This window comes from Marvinbryantia sp. (assembly GCF_047017445.1).
Taxonomy (GTDB): Bacteria; Bacillota; Clostridia; order Lachnospirales; family Lachnospiraceae; genus Marvinbryantia.
In genome coordinates, this window is record NZ_JBKXTT010000004.1 from 63,036 (window position 1) to 74,705 (window position 11,670).

Consider the following 11,670-nt stretch of genomic DNA (forward strand, 5'->3'; position numbering starts at 1 on the left):
TATATAAGGTTCATTTAAAAGTGATAAAGATAACGGCACCTTATATACCACTTTATTTTTATTATAGTTATTATGTAAAACGATGTCAAGCATTGATAAAAGGAGAAATGTTTGGCTAATATGCAATAAAACAGAGGCTCTTAATTAGTACTTTTTACCATTGACAGACATTTTCTTAGATGATACTATATTTTTGTAATATATATCTGAAATATAAAAGTGGAATGGGCGAAGGACAAAAGAGGTAAAAAGGAAGGGGGTGAAAAGGTGGCATATTTTGTTGGAAATATATATTCGGAAAATATGAAACAGGATACGCAGCTCCATGTTATTCTGCCCCAGGATGGCCGGAGGTATATCTGGCAGGAGAAGCCGAAGACCCTGGTCCTGCTTCATGGTCTGTCAGATAACGCGGCAACCTGGGTCAGGCGAACGGCGATAGAACGATACGCGGAGCGCTATAATCTGGCAGTATTGATGCCGGAAGTACAAAGAAGCTGGTATTTTGATATGGTAAATGGAATATCAGCATTTTCGTACATAACAGAGGAACTGCCCAGAATAGCAGAGGAGTTGTTCTGCCTGTCAGTAGAACGGGAGAACATGCTGATCGCGGGATTGTCAATGGGAGGCTATGGTGCGCTGCGCTGTGCGCTGGAGGCGCCGGGAATTTATGGATACTGCGGAGCTTTTTCCGGTGCGTATGACCTTAATGATATTGTCAGAATCTCAAAGGAAAAAGATGCACCGGTACTGCTGAAGGACATTGAGAATGAGATCGCTCCGATCACAGGAGGAAAGGACAGGGTTCCCAAAGAAGCTTCCATTCCGGAAATATTGCAGCGCTGCATCGTGAACGGAAGTGATCTGCCAAAAGTTTACATGGTATGCGGAACAGAGGATTTCCTGTATCATCAGACTACAAATTTAAGAAGCGTGTGTGAAAAGAAAATAAAGGACTTCTATTATGAAGAATGGCCGGGAATCCATGAATGGAATGTATGGGATAAGGCAATCGAAAGAATGTTGAAATTGTATCTTGGAGAAGGAAGAACGGATAATTAAAAAAGGAGGATTATTATGAACAAGAATTTAAAGAAGGTTTTATGTTTCGGAACGGCATCAGCATTAATCGCCTCAGTGGCGGGCATGAGCGCAGCGGCAGAGGAGAAGACAAAGGTTGGATTTATCGTACAGGATCTGACAATTAACTATTTCCTCAGCGTGGTACAGGGCGTGGAGGATTTCCAGGATAATTATAATATGGAAGTGCAGGTGATTGACGGACATTCTGACGCGACAACACAGGTAACGGCAATCGAGAATCTGATTACGCAGGGAGTTGACTGCATTGTAATTTGTCCGGTAGATACCGTCGCACCGGAAACAGCTGTCGCAGAAGCGCAGGCGGCAGGAATACCGGTTATTTCATGGTCCGAGCATATTGAAGGCTCTAATGCCTGGGTTGCCGTAAATAATTATGACTATGGCTTTGAAAACGGGAAAATAGCAGGTCAGTGGATTTTAGACAATCTGGACAGCCAGGAAGACGCCAAGGTAATGTATGTTTACGTGCAGGAGAGCGAGCAGCTGATCGAGCGCGGAAACGGTATGAAGGATGGAGTTGCATCTCTGGCGCCGGATGCAGAGACGGTAGCTATTCAGTCGGGCAACACGACAGAGGCAGGTATGGAGGCAGTCGAAACAACACTGGCGAAATACCCGGATCTGAATGTTATCGTATGCTCCAACGATTCCGTTGCACTGGGCGCATATGAGGCGATGATTGCGGCAGGTAAAGGCGAAGACAACATCTGCATCACAGGGCAGGATGCAGACGCGAAAAATCTGGAGTACATTTCAGAAGATACCATTTTACGCGGAACGGTGGACATCGGTTCGTATGATCAGGGAGAGCTGCTTTGTCAGGCGGTAGAGCAGGTGCTGAAGGAAGGCACTGTTGAAGATCCGATTTATGTAAGCTTTAAGCCGGTTACGATCGAGAACGTTGCTGATTTTATAAAGTAAAGAATCTTGTCATTTGCGGGAAACGTGAAGTGGAGTGGCGTGTATGAGTAAATACATATTAGAGTTGAAGAACATAACAAAGGAATTTCCCGGTGTGCGCGCTCTGGATGATGTGACATTGTCTTTCAAAACAGGAGAAGTGCATGCGATCGCAGGTGAAAACGGTGCCGGTAAATCTACTTTTATAAAAGTTATCACGGGCGCTGTCAGACCGGACAGGGGACAAATGTTTTTCAATGGGCAGGAAGTGAGGGATAATTCTCCGATCGTATCAATGAAATTAGGCATTGCGGCAATTTATCAGGAATTTAACCTGTTTCCATCACTTTCTGTTGCGGAAAATATCTACTATGGCAGATATCCGATGAAAAACAAAATGCTGGATTATAAACGGCTCCATGAGATGACGCAGGACATTATGGCTCAGCTTGGAATTTCGATTCCCGGTGATGCAATGGTAAGAGATTTAAGCGTTGGCTACCAGCAGATCGTTGAGATTGCAAAAGCAGTGTCCTGCAATGCAAAGCTTATTATTATGGACGAACCATCAGCGCCGCTGACAGAAAATGAAGTAGCGTATCTGTTCCGCATCATAGACACCTTAAAGAAAAAAGGCATCACCATTATTTACATTTCACACCGGCTGGAGGAAATATTTGCGGTTTGTGACCGGGTATCCGTTTTTCGGGATGGACATTATATTCAGACGATGGAGACGGGTGAGACAAACGCGGAGGAAATTATCCGTCTGATGGTGAACCGGGAGCTTGGAGAACAGTACCCGGAAAAGCACTATAAAAAGGGAGAAAAGGTCCTGGAGGTCCGGGGATTAAACACGGAGCTTTTAAAAGATATTAATCTGGAGGCGTATAAGGGAGAAATCCTCGGACTTGCCGGGCTGGTAGGAGCCGGCAGAACAGAAGTGGCAAGAGCTGTATTTGGAGCAGATAAAATAGTCAGTGGTAAAATTATGCTGGAAGGCAGGCAACTGCAAATAAAAAAGCCGATGGATGCGATTAAAGCCGGAATAGGGCTGATCCCCGAAGACAGAAAGCAGCAGGGTATTTTTCTGAAAGACAGCGTCCGTCATAATATTTCTTTTGCGCGTCTGAAAGGAATCTTAAAGGGCGGTATGATCAGTGAGAAGACGGATCATGATGTGGCAGAGAAGTATATTAAAGCGCTGGAGATAAAAACACCGTCTGACGGGCAGCTCGCAGGTAATCTGAGCGGCGGCAATCAGCAGAAAGTAGTGCTGGCAAAGTGGCTGTTTACAGATAGCAGGGTTCTGATTTTTGATGAACCGACAAGGGGAATCGATGTTGGGGCAAAGCAGGAAATATATAAGCTTATGCTGGAGCTGGTGGAGCAGGGGAAGGTTGTAATCATGATCAGTTCAGAGCTGCCGGAGCTGATCGGCATGGCTGACCGGATTGTGGTTCTGCATGAAGGGAAAATCAGCGGCAGCCTGGAAAGACCGGAATATTCGCAGGAAAAAATTATGGCATTGGCTGCAGGAATTCAGCAATAATCAGGGAGGACATATTATGAAAGCGAAAAAAATTGATTTATCCAGATACGGCATTGTGTTTGCCTGGATTGTGCTTGTGCTGATCTTTGCCATATGTGAACCTTCGTTTTTAAAAACATCAAATATATTCAATATACTGAGGCAGGTATCCATTGTGGGCGTGTGCTCGGTGGGAATGACGTTTGTCATTCTGACAGGCGGCATGGATCTGTCGGTAGGATCGGTGATCGGGGTTTCGGCAGTGGCGGGTGCACAGCTTCTGTCGAGGGGATGGCCGATTCCCATTGTTATTATTCTGATTTTATTGCTGGGTGCTGCTGCGGGCTTATTTAATGCGTTTTTTATTAATGAAATTGGTATTGCACCCATTATTATGACGCTGGGAACCATGACGGCTCTGCGGGGTGTGGCATTTTTGTTGTGCGGCGGCTTTCCTGTTTACGGAATCGACAAGAGATTTCTCGTAATTGGACAGGGATACGTCGGGGTAGTGCCGGTTCCGGTTATCATTATGGCAGGTGCTTTTGCCGTCGGTTATATTTTGCTGAATAAGTTTCCTTTCGGGCGATTTGTTTATGGCATCGGAAGCAACCAGGAGGCAGCCCGCCTGTCCGGTACAAATGTAAAGCTGGTTCTTTATAAGGTATATACATTGGCGGGAGCATTGTATGCGCTGGCCGGCATGATGCTGATGGCCCGTGTGAATTCGGGGCAGGCAAATTCCGGTGAAGGATACGAAATGGATGTAATAACCGGATGCGTGCTTGGTGGAATCAGCATCAGCGGAGGCGAAGGAAGAATCATGGGCGTTATTGTGGGCGTACTGCTGATGGGAACGCTGTCAAACGGCATGGTTCTGATGAATGTTTCCGAATACTGGCAGAAGGTAGTAAAGGGTCTGGTACTGATTCTGGCAGTCACACTGGATAAGGTAGTGCAGAAGCAGAAAAGTAAATAATAAACGAAACAAATGTGTTTGAAAAAGAGATGCGGGCTTTGGGGCTCACATCTCTTTGCATAGTGCGCCTGGCGGCGCACGTTTCCAACAGGTGCAAGTCCTGAATCCGCCCGGTAGTGGGAAGGATATAGCCGAAGGCAAGGGTGTCCATCGAGAGGTGGAATCTGAAGGAAGCTGGATGTGGGGAACATACTAACCCACGGGCAAATCTCTGGTCTGACGAACAGAAATCACATATGAGGTTATGCATGAGGGTAAGGCTGCTATGCAAGTCGAAGCCCAATAACTACACGGAATCATGCATGATAAATGTGGCAGATGGATGGAGAGAAGGAAACGTGTGGTACCCGGGGAGGTCTGTGTGATACGCTCCGAAAAGAGTAACCAACACTGAAAAGTGTTGCTGAACACACAGAAGTCAGCAGAGGTCATAGTAGCCGGGAGGCGAAGGACCGAATCAGTAGGAGTCTTAAGTATGACCGGGAAAGGAGGAATGACCGCCCATGACAGAAAACACAAACAGTGGCTGTTCGCAAAGAGATAGTGCGGAACATGAAGGGTATGCGAAAGCGTCAAGGTCGTTCAAGCGGATATGGAAAGAAAGAGACAGTGCACAGCCGAAGCTCTTGGAAATGATTCTGTACAAAGATAATCTTAACAGAGCGTACAAAAGAGTGAAAGCAAACAAAGGGGCGGCAGGCATTGATGGAATGAGCATCGAAGAAGCCCTGCCATATCTAAAGGAACATCAACAGGAGTTAATTAACCGAATACTTAGAGGAAAATATACTCCATCACCAGTGAGAAGGGTTGAGATTCCAAAATCAGACGGTGGTGTGCGAAAGCTTGGCATACCAACAGTGATAGACCGAACAATCCAACAGGCAATAACGCAGAAGTTAGTGCCAATCTATGAACCATTGTTTGCAGAAAACAGTTTTGGATACCGTCCGAACAGGAGCGCAAAGGATGCAATCATAAAGATTAAGGAGTATGCGGAACAAGGCTACACATTTGCGGTAGCCCTTGATTTGTCAAAGTATTTTGATACCTTAAATCACGAGATTCTCATAAATCTGCTGAGACGGAATGTAAAGGATGAACGTGTAGTGCAGCTGATTAAGCGTTGTCTGAAAAGCGGTGTAATGGAAAACGGAGTGGTCATAGAAACAGAAGAAGGCTCGCCGCAAGGCGGAAATCTGTCGCCATTGCTTGCGAATATCTACCTCAATGAGTTCGACCAAGAATTCATAAAGAGAGGTGTTCCGTGCATCAGATACGCAGATGATATCGTGCTTCTCGCAAAGAGTAAGCGTGCATCAGAGCGGTTGCTGGAAAGTAGTACGAAATATCTTGAGGAAAAGCTGAAATTAACAGTAAACCGAGAGAAAAGCCGTATGGTCAGCGTGTTTGCAATCCGAAATTTTAAGTTCCTTGGCTTTGCATTGGGAAGGAACGGAAGTGGAATTTATGTCCGAGTTCATCCAAAGTCATGGAAAAAGTTTAAGTCAAAACTGAAAGACCTATCTTCCCGTAGGTCGGTACAGAGTATCAAACCAAGCCTTGAGAAAATCAAAGTGTATGCAAGAGGTTGGCTGAACTATTACGGAATAGCAAGCATGAAGAACAACATAGATGACATCAATGGATGGCTCTATCACAGGATACGAATGTGTATATGGAAACAATGGAAAAAGCCGAAAACAAAGGTGCGAAACCTAATAAAGATGGGAGTACCAGAAGATTTGGCGAGGAAGGCGGGAAACAGCCGCCGGGGCTATTGGTTCACAACACATACAGTAGCCGTAAATATGGCAATGACAAAAGAAAGACTGATAAGCAGTGGCTTTTATGATTTAGCCACAGCCTATCAGTCTGTGCACGTCAACTATTGAATGCGCCGGATACGTGAACCGTATGTCCGGTGCTGTGAGAGGACGGGAGCTAATCACTCCCTCCTACTACTACAATGTATTTATGGTTAATACCCCTTACAGCCAGTAAGGAATTACCCATCTTGTTGCTTAAGCTGTTAGAATGAGTAAGGCAATAGGTCTGGCCACCTTCTACTAGGACTTTACGTCCGTAATTTAGTCAGCCAACCAGCCCTCATTCGCAGCATTCGTTTTACGCAGGTTGAACCCACAGGCGTTCGTGTGATACCCAGTAGATTGAACAGGCAATGAGTAAATCTGGTATTGACCATTGCTGATTCATTGTAAAGGAGTATCCATTATGAACGCTGTTGGTATTGATGTTTCCAAAGGCAAGAGCACTGTTACCATCCGCAGGCCTGGCGACGTTGTCCTGATGCCTCCCCGCGACATTCCCCATACACAGTCCGCTATCAACGGACTGATCGGGCAGATAAAGGAGCTTGACGGGGAGACGAAGGTCTGCATGGAGCACACCGGAAGGTACTACGAGCCGGTCGCCATGTGGCTTTCTGACGCCGGTATCTTTGTTAGCGCCGTAAACCCCATTCTCATCAGGAACTTCGGGGATGATTCCCTGCGCACTCCAAAGACCGACAAAGCGGATTCCAAAAAAATCGCACGCTATACTCTTGACCGCTGGGCAAAACTGAAGCAATATGGAATCATGGATAAAACACGCAACCAATTAAAAACCATGAACCGACAGTTCGGCTTCTATATGGCACAGAAAACTGCCATGAAAAACAATCTTATTGCCCTGCTTGACCAGACTTATCCGGGTGCTAATGACTTCTTTGACAGCCCTGCGCGCAGCGATGGCAGCCAGAAATGGGTGGATTTTGTCCATACCTACTGGCATGTGGACTGTGTCCGCTCCAGGTCGCCGGAAGCCTTCAAAAAGCATTACCAGAACTGGTGCAAACGCAAAGGTTATAATTTCAGCGCACAGAAAGCGGAAAATATCTACCATGCCTCTTCTGACCTGATCGCCGTATTTCCAAAAGATGACAACACAAAAATGCTCATCTGGCAGGCTGTGGCAATGCTTAATACTGCTTCCCGGACAGTAGAATCCCTCCGTCTGGAAATGGATAAGGCTGCTTCCGCGCTGCCGGAATATCCGGTTGTTCTGGCTATGGATGGTGTCGGGCCTACCCTCGGTCCCCAGCTCATGTCTGAGATCGGGGATGTGACACGGTTTACACACCGCGGGGCTCTGACTGCTTTTGCCGGCGTTGACCCCGGAAAGGATGATTCCGGGCAGCGCATCCGTAAAAGTGTGCCTACCACAAAGAAAGGCTCGCCGTATCTGCGCAAAACCCTGTTCCAGATCATGGACGGGCTCATCAAACGTTCCCCTGCTGACGATCCCGTTTACGCCTTTATGGATAAAAAACGGGCGCAGGGCAAACCTTATTACGTCTACATGACCGCTGGTGCGAACAAATTTCTCCGTATTTATTACGGGCGGGTAAAGGAATATCTTGCCTCACTGCCCCAGACATCCGACACGGAGGCGGAGAAGGATGGAATATAAAACATATCCCTGCGAGGTAAATTTCAGATATCTCGTCCTCAAAGGCGTGCCTGTTGTGGCTGGTTTTTTCTCCGAGAAAGACGCGGCGGATTATGCCCTGTCCATTGGAGGAACCGTCATAAAAGCGAACGAAAATCCACGCAATGCCGGAAGGATACCGAAATTCTCTGACCGCGAGAAAGATGCTATCAGAGAATGTATCGCACAAGGAATTCCCATGCGTCGTATTGCCCGGGAATTCCGATGTTCTGTAGGCTATGTTCAAAAATTAAAATGTGAACATCCCTTATAGGTGGCACAATATATGGCTTCCTTTTTTCTTAAGCCAGCGTAAACCGGTGGCTTAACGTTTATGCCCTAATTTCAACCTGTATAAAATTTTCAAAGTTCATCAATTTCTGCTTGACTTTTTATTTGCAGACTCGATTACGTCTAAATAAGATTCTGAATATATTCACTGCTCTCTTCGGAGGAGGGATGCCGCCAGGAGTTGCCAGTAATGAAATGTGTACGTTTCTGATACTGAATATCTCATCATTGCAGCTCATTCCAGTGAATATTATAGCCTATCGGAGCCAGTATGGAAGTGTGAATCCCACGGCGATCGTCGGGCCGGGAATACTGACAACGGCGGTGAGCTCGGGTGTGGCGGTGATGTTTTGTAAGGTGATGGATCACAAATAATTTTATTCTTCCAGTAGCATATTTTTATACTCGACAGATTTCCGGAATCGTGTATAATAAAAGAAAAGGGCAGGAGGAAAACGACATGAAAAAGTGCAACATGGATACGAAACGCCGGGCGGCAGCAGGTGTGCTTGGCATGATGATGATTTTTGGCGGGCAGAGTGCGATGGCTGCAGATGTCGGCGCGGCGGTTTCAATAGACGCAACGCAGGCAGAAGAAATTGCTTTTGCGGATGCAGATATTACGTCCGACATGGCGGAACGCCTGCATACAAAGGCAGAGTGGGAGGACGGAGAACCGGTTTACGAGGTGTCCTTTTTTGCGGATGGCGTGGAGTACGAATATCTTATCAGGGAAGCAGACGGCGTGATTCTGGAGTGGGAGCTGAATGGAAGAGATCTCGGCGAGGCGACGGCAGAAGTGAGCCTGCAGATAGAAGAGGACGATGAGGATACTGTGATCGGGATGGAGCGCGCAAAAGAGATTGCGCTTACGGATGCGGGAGTGGATTCGGCGGAGGCAAGCTTTTCACAGATAAAATTTGAGAGAGACAGCCGACAGGTGGTTTACGAGATAGAATTTTATTATGCGCGCCAGGAAATGGATTACAAGATTGATGCCTACAGCGGTGAGATCCGCGAGATGGAGCGGGATTGAACGGAACGTTTTGAGCTATATGTTACATAAAAAAAGATTTTTGCGATAGACTATGATATAGATATTGCAGTGAGAGACTGGCAGCATACTATGCGACAGGTGCTGTCAGTATAGTTTTTCCGGCATCTGCGGTATGCAAAGGCAAGAGAAAGGTGGAAAATAATATGATAAATGCAACAAAAGATACGTTTCAGAGTGAGGTATTGGATGCAAAAGGAACCGTGCTGGTAGATTTCTGGGCAGATTGGTGCGGACCCTGTAAAATGTTTGCGCCGGTCCTGGATGCGGTTGTGGCGGATCGTCCGGACGTAAAGCTTGTGAAAGTGGATGTTGACAAGGAGTTTGAGCTTGCGCAGAGCTACCGCGTGAGCGGCATTCCGACGCTTCTGGTGTTTCAGGACGGCCAATTAAAAGAGACATCGGTTGGGTGTGTGACAAAGGAAAAGGTGATGAGTCTGCTGTAAAGATTCATAACAATTTACACAGATTTTACATTAAATACTCCTGTATTTTACATACGTATGTTAGCGTAAGGAGAACATACATGTAGGATAAAGGAGTATTTTTATGGATATTTTTTCGGTATTAGCGTTTTTAGGAGGTCTTGCATTTTTCCTTTACGGAATGTCACTTATGGGAGACGGACTTTCCAGAGCATCCGGCGGTAAGATGGAGCGCATTCTGGAGCAGCTTACAAGCAGTCGCTGGAAAGCGGTGCTTCTTGGCGCGGGCGTCACGGCAGTTATCCAGTCTTCCTCCGCGACGACGGTTATGGTAGTCGGATTTGTAAATTCCGGTATTATGAAGCTTAACCAGGCGGTCGGGCTGATCATGGGCGCTAATATCGGTACCACGGCGACATCGTGGATTCTGAGCTTAACCGGTATCCAGGGAGATAATCTCTTTTTAAAGCTTTTAAAGCCGACCTCATTTTCACCGATACTGGCGCTGATCGGCGCCGCATTTATTCTTTTTTCAAAAAAAGAAAAACGGAAAAATATCGGCACGATCATGGTGGGCTTTGCGATTCTGATGTACGGGATGGACAATATGAGCGCTGCAGTGAAGCCGCTGGCGGATGTGCCGGAGTTTGGCAACATATTGATGGCGTTCTCAAATCCGTTGATGGGAGTGCTTGCGGGTACGCTGATTACGGCAATTATCCAGAGTTCTTCCGCGTCTGTCGGTATTCTGCAGGCGCTCTGCACGACAGGGAGTGTCACATATGGTTTAGCGATCCCGATTATTATGGGACAGAATATCGGTACCTGTATCACGGCGATCATGTCGTCTGTGGGGGCAAATAAAAACGCGAAACGCGCGGCGGCAATCCATCTGTATTTTAATCTGATTGGTACAGTGGTCTGTCTGGCACTGTTCTATGGCGTTAATGCGTTTGTACACTTTGATTTTCTGACGGAGGCTGTCGGACCGGCCAATATTGCGGTTATCCACAGCATATTTAACGTATTCACTACGTTGCTTTTGCTGCCGTTTGGCGATCAGCTTGTGAAGCTGGCGCATGCGACTGTCGGAAATCACAAAAAATCCGGCGAGCTGCAGGAGCTGGAGGTGCCGGTGCTGGATGAGCGCTTCCTGGAACGCCCGGCTTTTGCCTGCGAGCAGGCGATGGAGGCGACCAAACAGATGGCGGAACTGACAAGGGAGGGATTTTCTATGTCGGTTTCCCTGTTTGATAATTTTGATGAGAAAAAAGTGGCGCGTATCCGGGAGCTGGAGGATATTGTGGATAAGTACGAGGACAGTGTGAGCAGCTATCTTGTAAAGCTGAGCAGCCGCAATCTTTCGGACTCAGACAGCCGCGCACTTTCCATGATGCTGCACTGCATCGGAGACTTTGAGCGGATTTCCGACCACTCTGTCAGTGTGATGGCGGCGGCAGAGGAGCTGCACACGAAAAAAATCCATTTTTCTGAGATGGGGCAGCAGGAGCTGGAGGTTTTCAAAAAAGCTGTGATGGAGATTGTCGGACTTGCTTTTGACAGCTTTGTGAACGACGATCTGACGACTGCACAGGAGGTGGAGCCTCTGGAGGAAGTGATGGATTACATCAATTCGCAGGTGAAGAAACGTCACGTGGAGCGTTTACAGAAGGGCAACTGTACGATCGAGATGGGCTTTATCCTCTCCGATATCTGCACGAACTTTGAACGTGTGGCGGATCACTGTTCGAACATCGCAGTGTATCTGATCCAGCGTCACGAGAGCGAATATGACCCGCACGCCTATGCGGATGTATTGCGCCGCGAGGATAATAAGGAATTTCAGCAGGAATGTGACAAATATCGCAGAAAATATGTTTTGCCGTAAAAA

General features: G+C 46.9%; 10 protein-coding genes and 1 pseudogene. All 11 read left to right on the plus strand.

Annotation, left to right across the window (positions count from 1 at the left end; all coding sequences use genetic code 11):
• The first annotated feature begins 267 nt into the window (after positions 1–267).
• Positions 268–1,065, plus strand: a complete 798-nt coding sequence (locus ACLU9Q_RS05660; protein ID WP_296832060.1) for an alpha/beta hydrolase — start codon at positions 268–270, stop codon at positions 1,063–1,065.
• Positions 1,066–1,080: 15 nt separating this feature from the next.
• Positions 1,081–2,028: a sugar ABC transporter substrate-binding protein gene (locus ACLU9Q_RS05665; protein ID WP_296832058.1), complete on the plus strand. Its 948-nt coding sequence runs from the start codon at positions 1,081–1,083 to the stop codon at positions 2,026–2,028.
• Between the two features lie 43 nt (positions 2,029–2,071).
• Positions 2,072–3,559 carry a sugar ABC transporter ATP-binding protein gene (locus ACLU9Q_RS05670; protein WP_296832056.1) on the plus strand — a complete coding sequence of 496 codons (1,488 nt, stop codon included), beginning with the start codon at positions 2,072–2,074 and terminating at the stop codon, positions 3,557–3,559.
• Positions 3,560–3,575: 16 nt separating this feature from the next.
• Entirely contained in the window at positions 3,576–4,517 is a 942-nt protein-coding gene (locus tag ACLU9Q_RS05675) for an ABC transporter permease (protein WP_296906206.1), read from the plus strand.
• 503 nt (positions 4,518–5,020) lie between these two features.
• A complete protein-coding gene (ltrA, locus tag ACLU9Q_RS05680) occupies positions 5,021–6,412 on the plus strand; it encodes a group II intron reverse transcriptase/maturase (protein WP_412624637.1) in 1,392 nt (463 codons plus the stop codon).
• A 340-nt stretch (positions 6,413–6,752) separates the two neighbouring features.
• A complete protein-coding gene (locus ACLU9Q_RS05685) occupies positions 6,753–7,991 on the plus strand; it encodes an IS110 family transposase (RefSeq protein WP_412624635.1) in 1,239 nt (412 codons plus the stop codon).
• Positions 7,981–8,283, plus strand: a complete 303-nt coding sequence (locus ACLU9Q_RS05690; RefSeq protein ID WP_296928017.1) for a hypothetical protein — start codon at positions 7,981–7,983, stop codon at positions 8,281–8,283. The genes ACLU9Q_RS05685 and ACLU9Q_RS05690 overlap by 11 nt, the downstream gene beginning before the upstream one ends.
• A 191-nt stretch (positions 8,284–8,474) precedes the next feature.
• Positions 8,475–8,675: pseudogene (locus tag ACLU9Q_RS05695) on the plus strand (nucleoside recognition protein); the annotation flags it as partial.
• An 85-nt stretch (positions 8,676–8,760) separates the two neighbouring features.
• Positions 8,761–9,336, plus strand: coding sequence for a PepSY domain-containing protein (locus ACLU9Q_RS05700; RefSeq protein ID WP_296835304.1), 576 nt, complete (start codon positions 8,761–8,763; stop codon positions 9,334–9,336).
• 164 nt (positions 9,337–9,500) lie between these two features.
• Positions 9,501–9,800 carry a thioredoxin gene (gene trxA, locus ACLU9Q_RS05705; RefSeq protein ID WP_296835302.1) on the plus strand — a complete coding sequence of 100 codons (300 nt, stop codon included), beginning with the start codon at positions 9,501–9,503 and terminating at the stop codon, positions 9,798–9,800.
• Positions 9,801–9,903: 103 nt separating this feature from the next.
• Entirely contained in the window at positions 9,904–11,667 is a 1,764-nt protein-coding gene (locus ACLU9Q_RS05710) for a Na/Pi cotransporter family protein (RefSeq protein WP_296835300.1), read from the plus strand.
• The last annotated feature ends 3 nt before the right edge of the window (positions 11,668–11,670 follow it).

What these genes read in the sequence shown, in the direction of transcription:
- ACLU9Q_RS05665 (WP_296832058.1), top strand. Translation starts at nt 1,081, where the DNA reads ATGAACAAGAATTTAAAGAAGGTTTTATGTTTCGGAACGGCATCAGCA.
- ACLU9Q_RS05670 (WP_296832056.1), top strand. Translation starts at nt 2,072, where the DNA reads ATGAGTAAATACATATTAGAGTTGAAGAACATAACAAAGGAATTTCCC.
- ACLU9Q_RS05675 (WP_296906206.1), top strand. Translation starts at nt 3,576, where the DNA reads ATGAAAGCGAAAAAAATTGATTTATCCAGATACGGCATTGTGTTTGCC.
- ltrA (WP_412624637.1), top strand. Translation starts at nt 5,021, where the DNA reads ATGACAGAAAACACAAACAGTGGCTGTTCGCAAAGAGATAGTGCGGAA.
- ACLU9Q_RS05685 (WP_412624635.1), top strand. Translation starts at nt 6,753, where the DNA reads ATGAACGCTGTTGGTATTGATGTTTCCAAAGGCAAGAGCACTGTTACC.
- ACLU9Q_RS05690 (WP_296928017.1), top strand. Translation starts at nt 7,981, where the DNA reads ATGGAATATAAAACATATCCCTGCGAGGTAAATTTCAGATATCTCGTC.
- ACLU9Q_RS05700 (WP_296835304.1), top strand. Translation starts at nt 8,761, where the DNA reads ATGAAAAAGTGCAACATGGATACGAAACGCCGGGCGGCAGCAGGTGTG.
- trxA (WP_296835302.1), top strand. Translation starts at nt 9,501, where the DNA reads ATGATAAATGCAACAAAAGATACGTTTCAGAGTGAGGTATTGGATGCA.
- ACLU9Q_RS05710 (WP_296835300.1), top strand. Translation starts at nt 9,904, where the DNA reads ATGGATATTTTTTCGGTATTAGCGTTTTTAGGAGGTCTTGCATTTTTC.